Below are 21020 nucleotides of genomic sequence, written 5' to 3' on the forward strand. Positions count from 1 at the left end.
TGTATCAAGTCCGTACATTACGTCATGTAACAGGCGCTGACATGTCACGCAGCTGACATATTGCCTGCCTAGCATGCGACGTTTTCCACCCACAAGGCATGAACATGAACTTGCACGCAACAACCTCTTTACGGCCCCTGCCCTTGCTACTGTCGCTGGGCCTGGCGGCCTGCGGCAGCGACTATGCCGTCACGCCGCACGTCACGGGCCAGGTCATCGGCAGCTACTATGAAAACGCCCAGGTCTGCCTAGAAAGCGCCAGCGCCAGGCTGACCTGCGACAGCGGCTCGCCAACGGTGCGCACGGCCGCCGACGGCAGCTACACGCTCGACGGCCAGGGCGCCGTGCTGGTGACGGTCGGCACGGACGCCATCCGCCACGAGGTCATCGGCGACGCAGGCAGCAAGGTGACGCAAAAGCTGCTGCTGCGCGCCCCCGCCGGGCACAGCGCCTTCGTCAGCGCGCTGTCGACGGAACTGGCGCAAATCATGGACGCCAATGGCGGCGACTTTGCGGCCGCCAGCAGCAAGCTGGCCGCGCGCCTGGGCGTGTCGGAAGCGGGCCTGGCGGCCGACTTCAACAAGGCCAGCGGCGACGAATTGACAAAACTCAAGGCGGAAAACGCCAGCGTGACGGACTTGATCGCCAGCGCCAGCACACAGGCGGCGCCGGCCGATGCATTGGCCGCCCTGAACGGCGCGCTGGCGCTGAACAATATCCAGACCATCGTCGTCATCTACGCGGAAAACCGCGGCTTCGACAATCTGTACGGCCTGTTCCCGGGCGCCAACGGCGTACCGGGCGTAAACCCCACGTCGACTGCCGCCTACGTGCCGCAGAAAGACTATGACGGCAGCACCCTGCCCGTGCTGCCGCCCACCTGGGGCGGCATGACGGCGGCCGGCCAGGGCACCGTCATCACGCAGGCGCAATCGGCCAACCTGCCGAACAAGCCGTTCCAGATCGACGATGCCGGCAGCCCGCTGTACCTGCCGCAATCGGTGATCACGCGCGACCTCGTGCACCGCTTCTACAACAACCAGATGCAGATCAATGGCGGCGCCAACGACAGGTTCGCCGCCTATTCGGACGCGGGCGGCCTGTCGATGGGCTATTACGACGGCAGCAAGATGCAGCTGTGGGATATCGCGAAACAATATGCGCTGGCCGACAACCTGTTCATCGGCGCCTTCGGCGGCTCCTTCCTCACGCACCAGTACCTGATCTGCGCCTGCGCGCCCACGTATCCGAACGCCGATACCTCGGTGGCCAAGGGATCGATTGCAAAGATCGACGTCGACGCCAACGGCAACTTCGTGCGCCTGACGCCGTCCGCCACGGCGCCGAGCACCGTCCTGAACGGCGCGCCCGCCTACGCCAACGACGGCGCGCTGACGCCGGCGGACGGCTCCGGCATGTTCTACGCGGTCAACACCATGCAGCCGCCGTTCCAGCCCAGCAGCAACGCCCCGGCATCGGCCGACAGCAGCAAGCTGTATGCGGACACGGGCAAGGCCAACACCCTGCCGCCGCAGACGCAGACGAATATCGGCGACTTGTTATCAGGCAAGAACATCGACTGGGCCTGGTATGCGGGCGCCTGGAAGGATACGACGGCCCTGGCCACGGCCAGCGCGCGCGCCGGCAGCTTCCCGAATCCGCCGAACTTCCAGTTCCACCACCAGCCGTTCAACTATTTTGCCAACATGGACCCGGTGAAGGCGCCCGCCTACCGCGCCGCCCACCTGCGCGACTTCGACAGCCAGTTCCTGGCCGATGCCAGCGCCGGCAAGCTGCCGCCCGTGGCCTTCTACAAGCCGCAGGGCAATTTGAACCAGCATGCGGGCTACGCCAGCGTGGCCGACGGCGACGCGCACATCGCCAGCGTCATCGCCCAGCTGAAGAAAAGTCCGCAGTGGAAGAACATGCTGGTCATCGTCACCTATGATGAAAACGGCGGCTTTTATGATCACGCCGCGCCGCCGAAGGGCGACCGCTGGGGCCCGGGCACGCGCGTGCCGGCCATCCTCGTCTCGCCGTACGTGAAAAAGGGCTTGGTTGATCATACGCAATACGATTCGGCGTCCATCCTGCGCGCCATCACGCACCGCTTCGCCCTGCCCGTGCTCGACGGCCTGACGCAGCGCGACAAGGCGCTGGTGGCCAACGGCGGCAAGCCCATGGGCGACTTCAGCGCGGCGCTGGCCCTGGTGCCGCAAGAGTAGGGCTGAGTAGGTGCGCCCGCCCGGTCCCGCCGCGGCGGGCGTTTTAGCGGTTGGCGCTACTGGCCCGGGGCCGTATCGAGCAGCGAACGTTCGAGCAGTTGCGACAGCGCCGTGCGCAGCGCCTGCGCGCGCGCCGCCAGCTCGGGCCGCTTGTAGCGCTCGGCGGCGATCAGGCTGCTTTCCAGGCAAACCCGGTCCCCCTTGGCCAGGCAGGCGTCGGCCGCATCGAGCTGGGCGCTGGCTTGCGCCACTTTCACCCTGGCGTCGAGTTCCAGGGTGTCGGCATCGTCGCCCCAGCGTTTCACGTAGGCGGCCAGGCGCGTGGCAGCCAGGTCCGGCTTGCCCGCATCGAGCGCCTGCTGGACACTGCCTTGCAGCGCCGTCCACGCCTGCGCCCGCTGCTGTTGCCTGTCGCAGGCGGCGGCGGACTTGCTGATGTCCGCCTGCAAGCGTTTGATCTGCGCGGCGGGCGCCTTGGCGCTTTTCAATACGGCCAGCGCGCTGCGCGCCCCGTCCAGGTCGCACTGCGCCGCCAGCGCAGTGGCGGCCTCGACCTGTTCCGCCACGCTGGCGGGCTTGTCGGCCGGCTTGTTATAAAACCAGATACCGGTCAGCACCACGGCCGCCGCGATCCACGTGCGCAGGCGCACGGGCGGGCGCGGCGGCGGCATCGAGCCCCTGGCGGCCGGCTTGGCGGGCGGCGTCTTGGCCGGCGCCGATGCCGGTGCGGGAGCCGGCTTGAGGGGCGGCGCCGGCGGCGGCGCGGGAACGGGTGAAGCTAGGGGCACGGGCGGCGGCATGCGCGGCACCGGCGGCGGCATCGCAGGCGGCGGCACGGAGGCCGGCGCTGCCACCTTCGTCAAAACAGGCGCCGTTACGGCCTGGCGTACGCCGCAAAACGGGCAATGCGCCACGCGCAGCGGCAAGGTCCGGCCGCAAGCGGCATTGACGCAAACTTCATTCACTTTTTCAGACACGTTCCAACCTTTTCCTGGATTTACTCTGCTGCATTCTGCCGCAATATTACCCCACGCAGCAGCCGCCACGGCGCGCCCGCGCAGTCATCCGTAGGCTTGACGCCGATCAAGAGGCCAACGCCGCCACGGCCTAAGCTACAAGCACAGGCCACGGACAAGGAGATTGCCATGCCAGCCCACCTGATCATTGAAGACGGCCAGCCCTCGTGGTGGGACAGCGCCGATATCTGGGTCGTGCCGGGCAATGATCCGAACGGCGCGCCCGGGGCGCCCATCGCCGGCAGCAGCAACTACCTGTGGGGCCGCGTGCACAACACGGGCAACAGCGCCTCGAACGGCGTGCGCGTGGACTTTTACTGGGCCGATCCCTCGGGCCAGATCGCCGTCGGCGCCGCCACGCTGATCGGTTCCGCGTTCGCCGACCTGGCGCCGGGCGCCACGCAGGAAGTGCTGTGCCTGGTGCCATGGTTTCCCGTCATCGTCAACGGCGGCCATGAATGCCTGCTGGCCGTGGCCCACGGCCCTGGCGACATCAACCCGCTGCCCGATCCGCTGCCCAACGGCTTTCCGTTCCAGCCCAAGCAGCACGAGCAGATTGCCCAGCGTAATGTCACCGTGGTGCTGGCGGCACGGCGCGCGCAATTGCTGGCCATCGCGGTGGCGGCCCTGCCCCGCGCAGCCAGGAAAGTGGAATTGCTCATTGAACAAGGCGGCGAACTGCCGGAGCGTCTGCTGGCCACGCTCGGGCTTGAGCGATGGCAACCGGCCAGGGAAGCGCGCCTGATAGCGGGTCTGGCGCGCACGCCCCACTGCAATGGCGATGCGCCCGGCGAGCAAAAGCTGGCGCTGGAAGTGCCGCGCGGCCAGGCGCAGGCCGTGTACCTGAGCCTGCGCGCCGAAGCCTTGCCGCCACGCCAGTATGCGCTGCTGCGCGTGCTGGAAAGCCAGGATGGCAAGGTACTGGGCGGCGTCACCTATGTCGTCACCGATCTGGAAGAAGAACAAGCTCAAGAACAGGCGCAAGAACAGCACAGCCCCGAGGAGCAAGCATCATGAGCGACACCCCCATGCAGGTGCTGACGCGGCCGTTCGCGATCGAGCCCGTCACCAATATCATGCTGCCCGATGGCATCTTCGACAATGCCATCTATGGCTTGCGCATCGCCGCCCACGTCACGAACACGTCCGGCAGCCCGCTGACGAATGTCACCGTGTACCTGGAAAGCGTGGGCGACCCCGGCATCGTGCCCGTGGCGCGCACCTTCTTCTTTGCCAGCGTGCCCGCCGGCGCGGCCATGCTGGTGATGTGGGATGCCGACTTCCAGCACGCCACGCCCGGCAAGCGCCTCGTCAGCTTTGTCGCCAAGGCCGACGGCTACACGCCGCACCGCTCGATCCAGCAGATCTTCGTCTCGCAGACGCGCTTCGACAGCATGAGCAATACCTATACCTGCACGGTCGAGGAAGGCACGCTGGAACTGTCCAAGCCACAGGGTCACCTGCCGGGCAAGCGCTGGGGCGGCACGGGCACGGATGGGAAGGAGTGCCGCTGCCCTCCGGGCCTGGGCCCGATCGTGCCGACCGGCATGACCCTCGTCTGGACGCCGAATCCCGCCTACGCGGGCACGCATGGAGACTTGCCGTTTTCCGATCCCTGGTGGAAGATCCTCGCCATCATCATCGCCATCATCGCCGCGCTGGTGGCCATCATTGCCGCCGCGCTCGGTTCCGGCAAGGCCAGCTTCAGCGTGGGTGGCAGCTTCGAGGAAACGGAACCCGACGTGCACTGCTGTTCGCTGGAAGGGGCCGGCTCGGGCCAGCCCGAGTTCACGGTCGCCGGCGTGGCCTCGGCCATCGCCTCGGGCGCCATCGCCGTCGCCTGCTCCGACGTGGCCGATCCCTTCTGGCGTGGCCAGGAAGCAACACCACCGGCCGCCGGCGAACTGACGCTGGCCGAGCGCGTAGTGGCGAAATGGGTGTTGCCGGAAGCGCCGAACGCGGGCCTGCCCTACACGGCCGACATCAGCTGGCAGTACGAGCGTTTCACCACGGGCGCCACCTACCAGCACGCCGTCACCGAAACGCAAGTCAACATCCACGTGGCGGGGCCCGTGGAAACGGATACGCCGGCCGTCGTGCAAGCGTACGAACCGTTGTGGCTGCGCGCCAGCTTCAAGCGCGACAATGGCAATGTCTTCCGCGGCACGGAGCTGTACGCCTTCGTGCTGTTCCAGGCGCCGCAAGGCCTGTATTTCGTGGAATCGCTGACCGACGATGGCCTGGGCTTCGACCCGGGCGCCAATGACGGCGTGTACGCAGGCAGCCTGGACTTGAAACGGGCTTACCGCACCCTGCTGCAATACGATCAACAGGTCTTCGGCACCTGGAGAGTCTTCGTCTTCGCCCAGGACGTCAACCTGACCAAGCCGGGCACGCCGCCGGAAATCGCCGCCCAGCACATCGGCGGCATGTTCGTCGCCAGCGCCATCGAAATCACCTTCGACGATACCTTGCCCTGCCCGCTCAAGGCGCAGGCGAATATCATCGTGGTGTAGCAAGGAGCGAGAAGCAAAAAGCGAAGTCAGGCGTAGGTCGCGTAGGTCGGATTAGCGGGGCAACGCCCCGCGTAATCCGACACATTGTTGACTCCAAGCCCACGCGACAGTGGCCGCGCAAGCATGCAGGGCCAAGCTCTGCCCCGAAGACAGTACGCCAGGACCGAGGGAAAGGCTACAAACTGTGGCCTTTCGTACAGCCATTCGTAAGCGCGCCAAGAGCGGCTGAGAAAATGCTCAGGGCTAGGCGCCGCCTCGAAGACAGTACGTCAGTACGGCGAGAGGCAGGCAACAACGCCTTGGGCGTTTTATCAGCCGCTCTTAGACTTTGACAGCGTCAACTTTCGCAATCACCGTGCGCGGAATGATCTCGTTCTCCGGGCACGATTCCATCGCCTCCGAATACGCGAGCCAGCGCTGCAGGCTTTCCATGCGGCGGATGGTGATGCCCTTGCCATTGATGTAGCCGATCTGCTCGAAATTGGCAGGGCTGGTGGTCAGTTTCGACACGGTAGGTGCATTCTCGACCAGGCGGTCATAGGCCTTGCGCGCCTTGTGTTCCCACTTGGCCAGCACGGGATCGTCGAAACGGTTGCTTTCGAAATACACGGTGACGGTGCGGTCGTGGTTGGCAAAGCCGACGATGGCCGCGCCTTTGCGTATGGTCAGCAAGACATCTTCCTTGACGCCCGTGACGGGAACAAACACGGCGGCGCGCCCATCCGCATCGGGCCGCTCCATGGGGATATCTTGTCCAATTATACTCATCGCGTCACACTCTTTCGCATCACACTCTTTCGCATCACACTCTTTATAGCAGTGGTTGACGTCCCGCTGGAACCGCATATTGCCAATCAAAACGGTGGCACCGGGCCAAACCGCTTACAGGCTGTTTTTCAAATAATACATTGCCACAGGGCACTACACAAGATAATCAGGACTCCGCCCCGCCTCCCCCCGATGGCGAATGGCGAGGCGCTCCCCAATCACTTTATAATGCAGCGTTTACTCCAGCCAGACGAAATCCGCACCATGACGCTTCCCGAGAATGACACCAGCCGGCTCGACGCCATCAGCGCCGCCGCCACCGAAGTGGCCGCGCAAAACGTGGCCGACCTGCTGGCCATGGCCATCTGCCACCGCCCGGACGAACCGGCCCTGATCGTCTGCGACAAGCGCAGCTGGCTCAATGTCGTGCTGACGGAAGCGTACCGCCAGGCCTTGCCGGACGCCACCTTCATCGATTTCGACGAGGTCACGCCGGACGCCGTGCTGGCCGCGTTTGCCGACCTGCCGGCAGGCAGCCTCGTCGTGCTGATCCAGTCGACCAGCTTCCGCCTGGAAGCGTTCCGCATCCGCATCGAGCTGTTCAAGCGGGGCCTGAAAGTGATCGAACACGTGCATTTGTCGCGCATGCCCGGCGTGCAGGGACTGCATTACATCGCTTCGCTGGCCTACGACCCCGATTATTATCGTGGCGTCGGCCATGCGTTGAAGGCACGCATCGACGGCGCCCGCCACGGCATGGTCGACAGCGGCGGCGAGCAGCTGGTCTTTGCTTCCCCGTTCGAAGCGGCCAAGCTCAATATCGGCGACTACCGCGGCATGAACAATATCGGCGGCCAGTTCCCGCTCGGCGAAGTGTTTACGGAAGCGCAAGACCTGGAAGCGGTGAACGGCCGCGTGCGCATCTTCGTCTTTGGCGACACGCACTTCATGGTCAACCGCCCCGACACGCCGATCACCCTGATCATCGAGAGGGGCCGCGTGACGGGCACCGAGCACGCCACGCCGGAATTTACCGCCATGCTCGAGATCATCCGCGCGCATGAGGGCGAAGTGTGGGTGCGCGAACTGGGCTTCGGCATGAACCGCGCCTTTTCGCGCGCACAGCTGGTCAACGACATCGGCACCTATGAACGCATGTGCGGCATCCACCTGTCGCTGGGCGCCAAGCACGGCGTCTACACCAAGCCCCAGTTCAAGCGCAAGGATGCGCGCTATCACGTCGATATCTTTGCCGTCACCGAGGCCGTCTTCCTCGACGACGAGCGCGTGTACGCCGATGGCGCGTGGACGGTGGAAGCCGTCGCCTTCAATTGAACGTCAACTGAAAAAACCCGCCGCTGCCAGCTCGCGGTCCCATGGGGGCACGGGCTGGTATTCGGCCACCAGGAAATCGATCAGCGCGCGCACCTTGGGCGACGGCTGCCGACTGGCCGGATACAGGGCGCTCAAGTGATTCAGCGGCAGCTCCCAGCCGGACAGCACGGGCAGCAGGCTGCCATCGAGCAGATTGCGCCAGGCGAGAAAGGTGGTGCTGTAGACGATGCCGAGTCCCCGCTGCGCCGCCTGCTGCAGCACCAGGCCATTATTGGCCGTGAAGCCCGCCTGCACGCGCACGCTCGTCTCCTCCTGCCTGTCACCCGCCCCGCGCCGGAAATGCCAGTGCGTGCCATCGGTCAGGTGGCTGAAATGCAGGCACTGGTGCTGCAACAAGTCTTGCGGCGTCTGCGGCACGCCCCATTGCGCCAGGTAGGCGGGACTGGCGCACAGCACGGCGCGGCACGGCGCCAGCGGGCGCATGGCCAGCGCGCTGCTGTCCGGGATGCCGCCCACGCGGATGGTCAAATCGAAGCCGTGGCGTATCGGATCGAGCAAGGCATCGTCGACAAACAGCTCGGCCCGCACCTGCGGGTGCAGCAGGCTGAAACGGGCGACGGCATCGGCCAGCCACGCGCTGCCGAAACTCGATGGCGCCTGGATGCGCAGCGGCCCTGCCAGCGCGGCGCCCGCCTGCGCCACGTGCGCCACCATGCGCGCCGCTTCCTGCGCCTGGCTGACGGTGGCCATGCACGGCGCCAGGTAGGCGCGGCCCGCATCCGTCAGGCTCACTTCGCGCGTGGAGCGGTGCAGCAGGCGCGCATTGAGGCGCTCTTCCAGCTGCATGATGGTCTTGCTGACCATGGCGCGCGTCAAACCCAGGCGCTGCCCGGCCACCGTGAAGCTGCGCTGGCGCGCCACTTCGACAAAGATTTCCATCGCTTTTAGTTGATCCATGTCAAAGATTGTCTGCGTTTTGGCGACAATCTGTCAACCAGAGGGCGATTGTTTGCGCACTGTCCCCATCCTACAATGGCGCCTTCTACCAATCTCCGGAGCCGCTGCCATGCTGACGATCGAACAACAAGAACAATACCAACGCGACGGCTACCTCATCCTGCCCGATTTCAAGGGTGCGGGCGAAATCGCCGCGCTGCGCGCGCGCGCCGAACAGATTGTCAACGAATTCGATCCCGGCCAGAGTCAATCCATCTTCACCACGCGCGACCAGGCGAAGAACACCAACGATTATTTCCTCGCTTCCGACAACACCATCCGCTGCTTCTTCGAGGAAGAGGCCTTCGGCGCGGACGGCCAGTTAAAACAGGCGAAATCGCTGTCGATCAACAAGATCGGCCACGCCATGCATGACCTGGACCCCGTCTTCCGCGCCTTTTCGGCTGACCCGAAACTGGCCGACGTGGCGCGCGACCTGGGCCTGGCGGACGCGCAGGTCTGGCAATCGATGTACATCTTCAAGCAGCCCGGCATCGGCGGCGAAGTGCGCTGGCACCAGGACGCCACGTATTTCGAGACCACGCCCATCAGCGTGACCACCTTCTGGTTCGCGCTGGAAGACGCGACCCTGGACAACGGCTGCCTGTGGGCCGAGCCGGGCGGCCACCGCGGCCCCCTGCGCGAACGCTTCATCCGCAACGGCGATGCCGTGCGCGTGGAAAAGCTCGACGCGATGCCCTGGCCCGACGACAGCACGGCCGTGCCACTGGAAGTGAAGGCGGGCGCCCTCGTCTGCTTCCACGGCTTGCTGCCCCACTACAGCGCGCCGAACCGCTCGCCCGTCTCGCGCCATGCCTACACCTTGCACGCCACCGACGGCCAGACCGAGTACGCGGCCCACAACTGGATACAGCGCGACGCGGCGTTCCCCGTGCGGGGCTTCGTCTGATGCGCATCGAGTTTTTCGCCGCCCACTGGGGCAATAACGACCTGGCGCCCGAGGTCTTCATCGACAGGGTACTGACGGCCGGCTTCGACGGCATCGAGATGTCGCTGCCGCTGGACGCCGCCCTGCGCGAGGAATGGACAGACCGCATCGCCAAGGCGGGCCTGCAGCTGATCGCCGCGCAGTGGGAAACCGTCTTCCACAGCGATTTCGCGCTGCACCGCGCCGCCCTGGCCGAACTGCTGGAAAACGCCTGCCTGGCGCGCCCCGTGCTGGTCAACACCCACACGGGCAAGGATTACTACAGCCAGGCGCAGAACGGGGAACTGCTCGACCTGGCCGCCGCCATCTCGGCCAGGCACGGCGTGCCCATCGTGCATGAGCTCCACCGCAGCCGCTTTTCCGGCCACCCGATGCTGCTGCTGCCGTATCTGGCACAGTACCCTGACCTGCCCTTGACGGCCGACCTGTCGCACTGGTGCTGCGCCTGCGAGTCGCTGCTGGAAGACCAGCCGCAGACCCTGGCGCAAGTGCTGCCGCTGGTGCGCCACGTGCATGCGCGCGTGGGCCATGCGCAGGGCCCGCAGGTGGCCGACTTCCGCGCGCCGGAAGCGAAACCAGCGCTGGACGCCCACCTGGCCTGGTGGGACGCCATCGTCGCCCTGCGCCGCGCCGCCGGCGCCGAGCGCATGACGTTTACGCCGGAATTCGGCCCCGCGCCATACACGCAAACCCTGCCCTGGACGCAGCAGCCGGTGACGGATGCGTGGGAACAGAACGTCGCCATGCTCGCCCTGCTGCGCGCGCGCTACGCGCAGTAGTTCGCCGCGACCGCTCCCCATGCCCCGGGCCAGCCGGTCCGGGGCATGGACGCGCGCCAGCCACGCTCGTCACTCGGTTGCAATTAAGTAGTGCACTATATATACTGTGCCCATGGATACCGCCACTTCCCCCAACCCCTTGCACCAGGTGCCGCGCCTGGACAGCCAGCTGTGCTTTGCGCTGTACTCGACTTCGCTCGCCATGAACAAGCTGTACCGCAAGCTGTTGCGCAAGCTCGGTCTCACCTATTCGCAATACCTGGTGATGATGGTGTTGTGGGAACGCGACGGCCTGACGGTGTCGGAAGTGGGCGAGCGCCTGTTCCTCGATTCGGCCACCCTGACGCCCCTGCTCAAACGCATGGAGCAGGCCGGCTTGCTGAACCGCACGCGCGCCGCCAGCGACGAGCGCCAAGTCATCATTTCCCTTACGCAGCAAGGCGACCAGCTGCGCCACGCAGCGGCCCTGCTGCCAGAAGCCATCCTGACGGCCAGCCACTGCAGCGTGGAGCAGGTTGTGGACATGAAACAACAACTGAACCAGTTGCGCGACAGCCTGATGAAAAGTGAGTAAAGGCGCCACTTTTCCGAGCAAAATCAGGTAAAGCATCGCCCTGACGGCGCCCGGCAAAAGCTGGCGCATAATCCGCCTTTCTTTATTACAAATCGATACAAGGCCGGTATCGCCCTGCGTATAGAATAGTTGCCACTATTTCCTTACAACAACATCAGGGTGACCATGCGCATACCTTTCGGCTCCGTAGCCTCGTTGGCTCTGTGCTTTACCGTGTCGGCCTTCGCCGCCGAACCATTCGACGACAAGTTCCGCCAGCTCGAAGAGGTGCTGCCCACCCCGAATACCTACCGCACCGCCTCCGGCGCGCCTGGCCACGCCTACTGGCAGCAGCGCGCCGACTACACGATACGCGCCACCCTGGATGAAGCCAAACGCGAAATCGCCGGCAGCGGCAGCATCACCTACCATAACCGGTCGCCCGACACCCTCGGCTACCTGTGGCTGCAACTGGACCAGAATATCTACAAGCCCGATTCCGACGCGCGCCGCATGGCCACGGCGCCCTCGCGCCAGGCGTGGGCCAAGACGGCGGGCGAAGACACGATGAAATTCGAAGGCTTGCGCGGCATCCTCGCGCGCGGCGACTTCCAGGGCGGCTTCAATATCCGCCGTTTGACAGGCGCCGATGGCCAGCCGCTGAAATACGTCATCAACCGCACCATGATGCGCATCGACCTGCCGCAGCCCCTGAAGCCGGGACAGGATTTCGTCCTCCACATCGACTGGGATTACCGCATCAACGAACAGAAGGTGCTGGGCGGGCGCGCCGGCTACGAAGTCTTCGACGACAAGAACGCCCTGTTCGAAGTGGCGCAGTGGTTCCCGCGCATGGCGGCCTATTACGACGCGGCTGGCTGGCAGCACAAGCAGTTCCTGGGCTCCGGCGAATTCACGCTGGAGTTCGGCGACTACGACGTGCAGCTGACAGTGCCTGCCGACCATATCGTCGCCGCCACTGGCGAGTTGCAAAACCCACAGGACGTGCTGTCTTCCGCGCAGCGCGAGCGTCTTGAAAAGGCCCGCGGCAGCGACAAGCCCGTCGTCATCGTCACGCAGAAGGAAGCGGAAGCGGCCGAAAAATCCGTCAGCCGCGCGCAAAAGACGTGGCACTTCAAGGCGGCCAACGTGCGCGACTTCGCCTGGGCCTCGAGCCGCAAGTTCATCTGGGACGCGCAGGGCTACAAGAAAGGCGGCAGCGATGTGATGGCCATGTCCTACTACCCGAAAGAGGGCAATCCGCTGTGGGAAAAATACAGCACGCAAGCCATCGTGCACACGATCGAACAATACAACAAGTACAGCATCGACTATCCATACCCGACGGCCATCTCCGTCAACGGCCCCGTGGGCGGCATGGAATATCCGATGATCTCGTTCAATGGTCCCCGTCCCGTGAAGGACAAGAAAACGGGCGCGCTCACGTATTCCAAGCGCACCAAATATGGCCTGATCGGCGTGATCATCCACGAGGTGGGCCACAATTACTACCCGATGATCATCAACTCGGACGAGCGCCAGTGGACGTGGATGGATGAGGGCCTCAACACCTTCGTGCAATACCTGGCGCAGCAGGCGTGGGAAGAGAACTACCCGGCGTCGCGCGGCGAACCGCGCGAAATCGTCGACTACATGCGTAGCCGCGAGCAGGTGCCCATCATGACCAATTCCGAATCCCTGCTGCAGTTCGGTAACAACGCCTACGCCAAGCCGGCGGCGGGCCTGAACATCCTGCGCGAGACCATCCTCGGGCGCGAGCTGTTCGACTACGCCTTCAAGGAATATGCGCAGCGCTGGAAATTCAAGCGCCCCACGCCGGCCGACTTTTTCCGCACCATGGAAGACGCTTCCGGCACGGACCTCGACTGGTTCTGGCGCGGCTGGTTTTATACCACCGACCCGGTCGACATCAGCATCGACGGCATCAGCGAATATGGCGTGAGTTCAAAGAATCCGGAAACGGAAAAGGCCTGGAAAAAGGCGCAAAAGGACGCCCAGCCGGAATCCGTCACGAGCCGCGCCAACAAGGGCATGCCGCGCCGCGTCGACGCGCACCCGGAGCTCAAGGATTTCTACAACCAGCACGACGACTTCACGGTGACCAACAAGGACCGCAACGCCTATGCCGAAGCGCTGGCCGCGCTGGAACCGTGGGAAAAGGACTTGCTGAAACAGGGCAAGCACCTGTACCTGGTCGACCTGTCGAACGTGGGCGGCATGGTCATGCCCCTGATTCTCGAGATCGAACTGAAAAGCGGCAAGAAGTACGTCGAGCGCGTGCCGGCCGAAGTGTGGCGCTACTCGCCGAAGAAAATCACCAAGGTCGTCATCACGGATGAACCGATGGTGGGCCTGGTGCAGGACCCGTACTGGGAAACGGCCGACATCGACACCAGCAACAATAGCTGGCCGAGAAAAATCACGCCCTCGCGCCTGGAACTGTTCAAGAGCGAGAAGTCACCGAAGGATAACCTGATGCGCGACTTTCATACGCCGTTGAAAGGCCAGAACGGCGGCTCCGACAAGGGCGACGAGGCGTGAAGCGCTGGCGCCTCCTCGCGGCAACCCTGCTGGCTTGCGCCAGCATGGCGGCCGGCGCCCACAATTTTCACATGGGTATCGCCGACATCAGCTACAACGCGGCCAGCGGCAGCACGGAAGTGGTGCACACCTACACGGGCCACGACGTGGAAGCGCTGCTGACGAATCTGTACCAGCGCCAGTTCGACCTGGGACAGGAAGACAGCGAAGCGGCCCTGCGCCGCTATGTCGAAAAACAGTTTTATCTCGTGGGACCGGACGGCAAGCGATTGCGCCTGAACTGGGTCGGCATGCAGGTCAATGCCGACAACGTGGTGATCTTCCAGGAGATCGAACGCACGCGCCTGGCCCCCGCCACGCGCATCCACAACGGGCTGCTGACCGACTTCCTGCCCAGCCAGCGCAATACCCTCAACGTGCAGGACAGCGGCAGCATCCAGACGCTGATTTTCGACCGCCAGAACACGGAATTGCCGATCAGGTAAGCCCGGGCATACCCATACCCCCATGACGCCACGCTCCCTTCCCCTCCTCCTCGCCGCCCTGTTTACAGCCACCGTTACAGCCACCGCCAGCCACGCCGACGACCTCTTCCAGCGCGTGCTGGTCGACGGTTCGCGCCTGAACCAGCTGGGCGTGGCCGATTCGGCCAACGCGGGCAGCGTCACGCAACAGCAGCTCGACGCGCGCACCAGCTACCGGCCCGGCGAACTGCTCGAAGCCGTGCCGGGGCTGATCGCCAGCCAGCATAGCGGCGAGGGCAAGGCCAACCAGTTCTACCTGCGCGGCTTCAACCTCGACCACGGCACCGACTTGCGCACCACCGTCGACGAGATGCCCGTCAACCAGCGCAGCCATGGCCACGGACAGGGCTGGACGGACCTGAACTTTTTGATCCCCGAACTGGCCATGCGCCTCGATTACAAAAAGGGGCCGTATGCGGCCGCGCAGGGCGATTTTTCCTCGGCGGGAGCGGCGTCCGTCGTCTACGCGAACCGCCTGACGCAGGGCGTCGCCAGCGCGGGCATCGGGCAAAACGGCTTTCGCCGCGCCCTGCTGGCCGACTCCCTCGATGCGGGCAATGGCAGCGTGCTGTACGCGCTCGAAGCGCAGCACAACGACGGCCCGTTCACGCAGCCGGACCGCTACCGCAAGCGCAATGGCGTGCTGCGCTACAGCGAAGGCTATGCCAACAACGGCTTCAACGTCACGGCCATGGCGTATGACGCCAGCTGGAACGCCACCGACCAGATACCGCTGCGCGCCGTGCGGGATGGCAGCTTGGACCGCTTCGATGCCATCGATGCCAGCGACGGCGGCAAGGCGCAGCGCTACAGCCTGTCGGGCGCCTGGCGCCAGACGACGGACGACGTGTCGTCCAGGGTCAACGCGTATGTGATCGCCAACCGCCTGGCCCTGTTTTCGAATTTTACGTATGTAATGGATGACCCGGTTAACGGCGACCAGTTCGCCCAGCCCGACCGGCGCGTGACGGCCGGCGTCAATGCCAGCCACACCTGGCACCGTCACACGGACAGGGGCAGCAGCGACACCACCATCGGCCTGCAGCTACAGAACGACAATATCCACAATGGCCTGTACCACACGCGGCAACGCCAGATCCTGTCGACCACGCGGCAAGACCATATCGTCGAAACGAGCATCGGCGTATATGGCGAAAACAGCACGCGCTGGTCGCGATCGCTGCGCACCGTGGCCGGCCTGCGCGCGGACGCCTACCGCTTCGACGTGCGCGGCGACCGGCCGGAAAATTCGGGCCAGGCCAGTGATCATTTGTTCAGCCCCAGCCTGAGCGTGATCGCGGGGCCGTGGCGCGACACGGAAGCGTATATCAATATTGGCAATGGTTTTCACAGCAACGACGCGCGCGGCACGACCATCACGGTCGATCCGAAGACGGGCGAAGCGGCCGCCAAGGTCACGCCCCTGGTGCGCTCGCGGGGCCTGGAACTGGGCTTGCGCAGCGCCGCCATCGCCGGCCTGCAAACCGCGCTGTCGCTGTACCGCCTGGACTTTGATTCCGAACTGCTGTTCATCGGCGACGCCGGCGCCACCGAGGCGGGCCGCCCAAGCCGTCGCTACGGCATCGAGTTTTCCAGCTACTACAAGGCGGCCAGCTGGCTGTCGCTGGACCTGGACCTGGCGTATGCGCGCGCCCGCTCGCGCGGCAGCGACCCGGCTGGCGACTTCATCCCGGGCGCCATCGAAGGCGTGGCCCAGCTGGCGCTGACGCTGACGCCGCAAGGGCCGTGGTCGGGCTCCTTGCGCCTGCGCTATTTCGGCCCGCGCCCCCTGATCGAGGACAACAGCGTGCGCTCCGCCGCCAGCGTCGGCTTGAACGGGCGCATCGCCTACCGGATCGACAAGACCTTGCGCGTGGAACTCGAAGGCTACAACCTGGCCAACCGGCGCGACTCGGCCATCGACTACTACTATGCCTCGCGCCTGCCCGGCGAGGCGCAGCCGGTCGACGATATTCACTTCCATCCGGTGGAATCGCGCTCGCTGCGCCTGACCCTGGTAAAGAATTTTTAACTCAACAAGAATAATTCGTATCGCACACTGCACAGGAAACGCCGCGAAGTCGTAGAATGCCAGGCTGGACAAACTGATACAGGCCGCGTTCCGGCCCGCACCGCCATGAGCACTTCCGCACCGATCTTTACCGACCCGTCCCGCCTCAAGGACGCCTTGCGCGACGACGGCTATGCCGTCCTGCGCCCGCAGGACGTGGCGGCGCTGGCAGGCTGCCCGCTGGACGCGCTGCGCGCGCTTGAGCCGAGCTGGAATACCCTGGCGCTGGACAACTACCTGAAGGATGGCGGCCGCTATCGGCGCCGCCGCCACTCGTGCTTCGTGCAGGATGGCGCGCGCCTGACGCAGACGGCGCACCGCCCGCACTGGCAGCCGGTCGAATACAACGCCCTGCACGGCGGCATGCACCGCCTGTTCGAGCCGGTCGAATCGTCCGTGGTCGCGCAGGCGGCGTGGCAGCAGCTGATCCGCGCGCTGGGCGATGCCTGCTCCAGCGTGAAAGGCAGCCAGCCCTGGTTCATCGAGGCGCACCAGTTCCGCATCGACACCACCGATGGCATCGGCCGTCCCACGCCGGAAGGCGCGCACCGCGATGGCGTCGATTTCGTCGCCGTGCTGCTGATCGGACGCGAACAGATCAAGGGCGGCGAAACGCGCATCTTCGAGGCCGATGGCCCCAATGGCAAGCGTTTCACCCTCACCGAACCATGGTCGCTGCTGCTGCTCGACGATGCAGCCGTGATCCACGAATCGACACCGGTGCAGCCCGTCGGCGAACATGGCCACCGCGACACGCTGGTGCTGACCTACCGGGCGGGTCAATTCCAGGGCGAAAACTAGCGCGCATCAGGCCGGGCGGGTCGCATGCCTGGCGTCCAAAATAGTTACTTGGAAGTTACTTTTACAGACTTAAATCCGATATAGTCATAGGATGTCGATACTGCGCGCCGACTGCGCCCAGCATCCAATTACTGAATTCTAGGAGAGGTCTGTGGACTCCATCAACCAAATCAAGCCTGACGAAATCGAGATCCTGATCGTCGAGGACAGCCCGACCCAGGCGGAGCGCTTGCGCCGCCTGATCCAGTCGCTGCACTACAACGCGCGCGTGGCGGCGAATGGCCAGCTGGCCCTGGCCGCCATCCGCGAGCGCAAGCCGCACCTGGTGCTGTCCGATATCGTCATGCCTGAAATGAATGGTTACGACCTGTGCCGCGCCATCAAGTCCGACCCCACGCTGCGCGACATTCCCGTGATCCTGGTCACCTCGCTCAACGACCCGAAGGACATCATCCGCGGCATCGAATGCGGCGCCGACAATTTCATCCGCAAGCCGTATGCGGAAGACTACCTGCTCAACCGCATCAGCCACATGCTGATGAACCAGAAGCTGCGCAAGAACCAGAACGTGGAAATCGGCATCGCGCTGTACCTGGGCGACCAGAAGCATTTCATCAACGCGGAGCGCCAGCAAATCCTCGATTTGCTCATTTCCACGTATGAGCAGGCGGTGCAGGTCAATGGCGAACTGCAGGCGCGCGAACGCCAGGTGATCGAGCTGAACATGCGCCTGGCGCACCATGCGGCCGAACTGGAAACCATCAACCGCGAAATCGCCCTGAAAAACCTGGAACTGGCCGAAGCGAGCCGCATGAAATCGGCCTTCATCGCGAATATGTCGCATGAACTGCGCACGCCGCTGAACGCCATCATCGGCTTTACCGGCGCGCTGCTGATGAAACTGCCCGGTCCCCTGACGTCCGACCAGGACAAGCAACTCAATACCATCCGCGCCAGCGCGCGCCACCTGCTCTCGCTGATCAACGACATCCTCGACGTGGCCAAGATCGAGGCGGGCAAGCTGACCCTGTCGATCGAACCGGTGCCCTGCCAGGAACTGATGGCCGAAGTGGCCGACACCCTGCGCCCCCTGGCCCAGCAAAAGGGCCTGGCGCTGGAAATGGCGCTGGGCGAACCGGGCCAGCGCCCCGTGGTCATCGACACGGACCGCCGCGCGCTGACGCAAATCCTCATCAACCTGCTCAACAACGCCATCAAGTTCACGGAACAGGGCACAGTGCGCATCAGCCTGCACCAGCGCGAGGAAGACGGCGTGCTGGTGACGGAAATGAGCATTGCCGACAGCGGCGCCGGCATCAAGGAAGAAGACCAGGCCAAGCTGTTCCAGGCCTTTTCGCAGCTCGACTCCACCTCCACGCGCCACGTGGAAGGGGCAGGACTGGGCCTGTACCTGTGCCAGAACCTGGCCAACGCCATCGGCGGCGCCCTGTTCTTCAACAGCGACTACGGTTCCGGCAGCACGTTTACCCTGGCCCTGCGCAGCAAGGCCTGAATTCTGTGCGGCGCAGCATGGAATACTGTTTTTTTGCCATCAACAAGAGATGAATACAGTAGTTCTACGGTATTGCAGTGCACCATTTTCAGCGCTATAGTAGAACTGTCTCCTCCAATTCGTTCTCCGAACATTGGATTCAGCCCGCGAATACAACCGCGGGCTTTTTTTTGCCCGCGTTTTTCATCATCTTCATCTTTCCTTAACTAAATCAAATGATTTAGTTATACCAAACGTTTGAGATATGTGATTAAATCTCCGGCATGATTGAAAAAAACGCCACCTCCACTTCCCAGGCCGACGACGGACGCAAGCCCCGCTCCGATGGCGAGCAGTCGCGCGAGCGCCTGCTGCATAGCGCCATCCGCCTGTTTGCCGAGCAGGGCTACGCCAAGACGTCCACGCGCGAACTGGCGCAGGCGGCAGGCACGAACGCCGCCGCCATCCGCTACTACTTTGGCGACAAGGCAGGCCTGTACCGCGCCGCCTTTGCGCAGCAGTCGGCCAGCCCGCAAGACAATATCGCCCTGTACGAGCAGCCGCATTTCACCCTGCGCCAAAGCCTGGAAGGCTTCTATGCGCAATTGCTCGCCCCCATGCAGCAAGGCGAGATTGCACGCGACTGCATGCGCCTGTGGTGCCGCGAAATGCTCGAACCGACGGGACTGTGGGCACGCGAGATCGACCAGAACATCCGCCCCGAGCACGAAGCGCTCACGCGCGTGCTGGCGCGCCACCTGGGCGCGCCCGATAACAGCGACGACATGCACCGCCTGGCGTTCTCCATCGCCTCGCTGGCCCTGCAGCACATGGTGGGCGCCGACGTCCTGCAAACCCTGCGCCCGCAACTGCTGGAAACGCCGCACGCCATCGATACCTGGCTGGCGCGCATGACCGACTACGCGCTGGCCATGGCCGACGTGGAGCGCCGCCGCCTAGCCATTCCTCCCTCTCCCCCTAGCGCTCAATGACAAGCAGAAGGACCAGCATGACGACTATTCGATGCACCGTTCAACGCGCCCTGGCCGTCAGCATCGTGCTGGCACTGGGCGGCTGCGCCCTGCAGGGGCCGCCCACGGCGGTGGCCGCCAGCGCGCCCGCACAGTGGCAGGCGCCACTGCCGCATAATGGCAAGCTGACGGACCTGGCCAGCTGGTGGCAGGGCCAGGGCGACCGCCTGCTGGTGGAACTGATCACCGACGCGCAGCAGGTCAGCCCCACCATCGCCGCCGCCGGCACGCGCATCGTGCAGGCGCGCGCGGACAGCATCGCCAGCGGCGCCGCGCTGGCACCCACGCTCGACGCGACAGGCAGCGTGGTGCGCACCAGCCAGCAATCGGCCCAGCCCGGCGGCACCACCTCGCAGGCGGCGTTGCAGGCGTCCTGGGAGATCGATGTATTTGGCGCCAACCGTGCCACGCGCGATGCGGCGCAGGAACGCTACGACAGCGCCCGCGCGCTCTGGCACGAAGCCCGTGTCTCGGTGGCCGCCGAAGTGGCGAACCAGTACTACGCCTTGCGCGCCTGCCAGCAATTGCAGGCCGTGGCCGAACAGGATGCCGTCTCGCGCCGCGACTCGGCGCGCCTGACGGCGCTGAGCGCCGGCGCCGGCTTCCAGCCGCCCGCCAACGCCGCCCTGGCCCGCGCCAGCGCCGCCGAAGGCGCCAGCCGCGCCATCGAACAGCGCGCCGCCTGCGATGTGAACGTCAAGGCGCTGGTGGCCCTGTCGGCCCTGCCGGAAACGTCGTTGCGCCAGAAGCTGGCGGCCAGCCCCTTTGTTGCGCCCTCGCCCGTGGCGATTGCGCAACTGCCGGCGCAAACCCTCGCCCAGCGCCCCGACATCTACAGCGCCGAACGCGATTTGGCAGCGGCGAGCTTCGAAGTGCGCGGCGCGCAGGCGCAGCGCTATCCGCGCCTGAGCCTGGCCGGCTCCATCGGCAAGGGCAATATCCGCGCTGGCGGCACCAGCATCACGGCCAGCACCTGGAGCATCGGCCCGCTGGCCGTCAGCCTGCCCATCTTCGACGGCGGCACCCGCCGCGCCCAGGTCGATGCGGCCAAGGCGCGCTATGACGAAGCGGTGGTGAAATACCGCGCCGGCGTGCGCCAGGCCGTGCGCGAAGTGGAAGAGGCGCTGGTCAACCTGGCCAGCACGGACGAGCGCAGCGGCCACGCAAAGACAGCCCTGGAAGGCTACCGCGTGTCGTTTGTCGCCACCGAGGATCGCTACAAGAATGGCCTGGCCAGCCTGATCGAACTGGAAGACGCGCGTCGCACGCGCCTGGCCGCCGAAAACACGGTGGTCAACCTGGAGCGCGAACGCAGCGCCGCCTGGGTGGCGCTGTACCGCGCCGCCGGCGGCGGCTGGGACAGCAATACCGCCATCGCCAACAACGTACCCTGACGGATAGA

Annotated in this window: 17 protein-coding genes; 14 read left to right on the forward strand and 3 right to left on the reverse strand. The window is 64.9% G+C overall.

What is annotated here, in order from left to right; all coding sequences use genetic code 11:
- The first annotated feature begins 104 nt into the window (after positions 1-104).
- Positions 105-2225, forward strand: a complete 2121-nt coding sequence (acpA, locus tag AC3RCJ_RS24445) for an acid phosphatase (protein ID WP_492963466.1) — start codon at positions 105-107, stop codon at positions 2223-2225.
- Positions 2226-2281: 56 nt separating this feature from the next.
- On the opposite strand, the gene AC3RCJ_RS24450 is transcribed toward acpA, so the two are convergent.
- Positions 2282-3088, reverse strand: coding sequence for a hypothetical protein (locus AC3RCJ_RS24450; protein WP_492965248.1), 807 nt, complete (start codon positions 3086-3088; stop codon positions 2282-2284).
- A gap of 282 nt (positions 3089-3370) precedes the next feature.
- Here AC3RCJ_RS24450 and AC3RCJ_RS24455 point away from each other — a divergent pair, with 282 nt between their 5' ends.
- On the forward strand, positions 3371-4258 hold the full coding sequence (locus AC3RCJ_RS24455) for a hypothetical protein (protein ID WP_492964991.1): 888 nt from the start codon (positions 3371-3373) through the stop codon (positions 4256-4258).
- The gene (locus tag AC3RCJ_RS24460; protein ID WP_492964992.1) at positions 4255-5757 is read left to right on the forward strand and encodes a hypothetical protein; all 1503 of its coding nucleotides are present in this window, start codon (positions 4255-4257) and stop codon (positions 5755-5757) included. The genes AC3RCJ_RS24455 and AC3RCJ_RS24460 overlap by 4 nt, the downstream gene beginning before the upstream one ends.
- Before the next feature lie 321 nt (positions 5758-6078).
- Here the strand turns inward: AC3RCJ_RS24460 and AC3RCJ_RS24465 are convergent, their stop codons facing one another.
- Positions 6079-6498, reverse strand: coding sequence for a hypothetical protein (locus tag AC3RCJ_RS24465; RefSeq protein ID WP_492965005.1), 420 nt, complete (start codon positions 6496-6498; stop codon positions 6079-6081).
- 291 nt (positions 6499-6789) lie between these two features.
- On the opposite strand from AC3RCJ_RS24465, the gene AC3RCJ_RS24470 reads away from it, so the two are divergent.
- Entirely contained in the window at positions 6790-7860 is a 1071-nt protein-coding gene (locus AC3RCJ_RS24470; protein ID WP_492964993.1) for a M29 family metallopeptidase, read from the forward strand.
- A gap of 3 nt (positions 7861-7863) precedes the next feature.
- On the opposite strand, the gene AC3RCJ_RS24475 is transcribed toward AC3RCJ_RS24470, so the two are convergent.
- The gene (locus AC3RCJ_RS24475) at positions 7864-8817 is read right to left on the reverse strand and encodes a LysR family transcriptional regulator (protein ID WP_492964994.1); all 954 of its coding nucleotides are present in this window, start codon (positions 8815-8817) and stop codon (positions 7864-7866) included.
- 109 nt (positions 8818-8926) lie between these two features.
- On the opposite strand from AC3RCJ_RS24475, the gene AC3RCJ_RS24480 reads away from it, so the two are divergent.
- The 10 genes from AC3RCJ_RS24480 to AC3RCJ_RS24525 all read left to right on the forward strand — a co-directional run bounded on the left by AC3RCJ_RS24480 (position 8927) and on the right by AC3RCJ_RS24525 (position 21012).
- Positions 8927-9766, forward strand: coding sequence for a phytanoyl-CoA dioxygenase family protein (locus AC3RCJ_RS24480; protein WP_492964995.1), 840 nt, complete (start codon positions 8927-8929; stop codon positions 9764-9766).
- Positions 9766-10584: a sugar phosphate isomerase/epimerase family protein gene (locus AC3RCJ_RS24485; RefSeq protein WP_492964996.1), complete on the forward strand. Its 819-nt coding sequence runs from the start codon at positions 9766-9768 to the stop codon at positions 10582-10584. The genes AC3RCJ_RS24480 and AC3RCJ_RS24485 overlap by 1 nt, the downstream gene beginning before the upstream one ends.
- A gap of 112 nt (positions 10585-10696) precedes the next feature.
- Complete coding sequence (locus AC3RCJ_RS24490; RefSeq protein ID WP_492964997.1) at positions 10697-11158, forward strand: MarR family winged helix-turn-helix transcriptional regulator; 462 nt, start codon at positions 10697-10699, stop codon at positions 11156-11158.
- Between the two features lie 165 nt (positions 11159-11323).
- Positions 11324-13699 (forward strand): M1 family metallopeptidase, encoded by a 2376-nt coding sequence (locus tag AC3RCJ_RS24495; RefSeq protein ID WP_492964998.1) that lies wholly within the window; start codon positions 11324-11326, stop codon positions 13697-13699.
- A complete protein-coding gene (locus AC3RCJ_RS24500) occupies positions 13696-14184 on the forward strand; it encodes a DUF6702 family protein (protein WP_492964999.1) in 489 nt (162 codons plus the stop codon). Before AC3RCJ_RS24495 ends, AC3RCJ_RS24500 begins: the two co-directional genes overlap by 4 nt.
- Positions 14185-14206: 22 nt before the next feature.
- On the forward strand, positions 14207-16255 hold the full coding sequence (locus tag AC3RCJ_RS24505) for a TonB-dependent receptor (protein ID WP_492965000.1): 2049 nt from the start codon (positions 14207-14209) through the stop codon (positions 16253-16255).
- A 105-nt stretch (positions 16256-16360) separates the two neighbouring features.
- On the forward strand, positions 16361-17095 hold the full coding sequence (locus tag AC3RCJ_RS24510) for a 2OG-Fe dioxygenase family protein (RefSeq protein WP_492965001.1): 735 nt from the start codon (positions 16361-16363) through the stop codon (positions 17093-17095).
- 151 nt (positions 17096-17246) lie between these two features.
- Positions 17247-18608 carry a hybrid sensor histidine kinase/response regulator gene (locus AC3RCJ_RS24515; protein WP_492965002.1) on the forward strand — a complete coding sequence of 454 codons (1362 nt, stop codon included), beginning with the start codon at positions 17247-17249 and terminating at the stop codon, positions 18606-18608.
- A 263-nt stretch (positions 18609-18871) separates the two neighbouring features.
- Positions 18872-19579, forward strand: coding sequence for a CerR family C-terminal domain-containing protein (locus AC3RCJ_RS24520; protein WP_492965003.1), 708 nt, complete (start codon positions 18872-18874; stop codon positions 19577-19579).
- Between the two features lie 17 nt (positions 19580-19596).
- Entirely contained in the window at positions 19597-21012 is a 1416-nt protein-coding gene (locus AC3RCJ_RS24525) for an efflux transporter outer membrane subunit (RefSeq protein ID WP_492965249.1), read from the forward strand.
- Positions 21013-21020 lie beyond the last annotated feature (8 nt).

The organism is Janthinobacterium sp. GW822-FHT07H11 (assembly GCF_058798615.1).

Bases quoted from the DNA above. Each gene is read 5' to 3' on its own strand.
- acpA (WP_492963466.1), top strand. From the start codon at position 105: ATGAACTTGCACGCAACAACCTCTTTACGGCCCCTGCCCTTGCTACTG.
- AC3RCJ_RS24455 (WP_492964991.1), top strand. From the start codon at position 3,371: ATGCCAGCCCACCTGATCATTGAAGACGGCCAGCCCTCGTGGTGGGAC.
- AC3RCJ_RS24460 (WP_492964992.1), top strand. From the start codon at position 4,255: ATGAGCGACACCCCCATGCAGGTGCTGACGCGGCCGTTCGCGATCGAG.
- AC3RCJ_RS24465 (WP_492965005.1), bottom strand. From the start codon at position 6,498: ATGGAGCGGCCCGATGCGGATGGGCGCGCCGCCGTGTTTGTTCCCGTC.
- AC3RCJ_RS24470 (WP_492964993.1), top strand. From the start codon at position 6,790: ATGACGCTTCCCGAGAATGACACCAGCCGGCTCGACGCCATCAGCGCC.
- AC3RCJ_RS24475 (WP_492964994.1), bottom strand. From the start codon at position 8,817: ATGGATCAACTAAAAGCGATGGAAATCTTTGTCGAAGTGGCGCGCCAG.
- AC3RCJ_RS24480 (WP_492964995.1), top strand. From the start codon at position 8,927: ATGCTGACGATCGAACAACAAGAACAATACCAACGCGACGGCTACCTC.
- AC3RCJ_RS24485 (WP_492964996.1), top strand. From the start codon at position 9,766: ATGCGCATCGAGTTTTTCGCCGCCCACTGGGGCAATAACGACCTGGCG.
- AC3RCJ_RS24490 (WP_492964997.1), top strand. From the start codon at position 10,697: ATGGATACCGCCACTTCCCCCAACCCCTTGCACCAGGTGCCGCGCCTG.
- AC3RCJ_RS24495 (WP_492964998.1), top strand. From the start codon at position 11,324: ATGCGCATACCTTTCGGCTCCGTAGCCTCGTTGGCTCTGTGCTTTACC.
- AC3RCJ_RS24505 (WP_492965000.1), top strand. From the start codon at position 14,207: ATGACGCCACGCTCCCTTCCCCTCCTCCTCGCCGCCCTGTTTACAGCC.
- AC3RCJ_RS24510 (WP_492965001.1), top strand. From the start codon at position 16,361: ATGAGCACTTCCGCACCGATCTTTACCGACCCGTCCCGCCTCAAGGAC.
- AC3RCJ_RS24520 (WP_492965003.1), top strand. From the start codon at position 18,872: ATGATTGAAAAAAACGCCACCTCCACTTCCCAGGCCGACGACGGACGC.
- AC3RCJ_RS24525 (WP_492965249.1), top strand. From the start codon at position 19,597: ATGACGACTATTCGATGCACCGTTCAACGCGCCCTGGCCGTCAGCATC.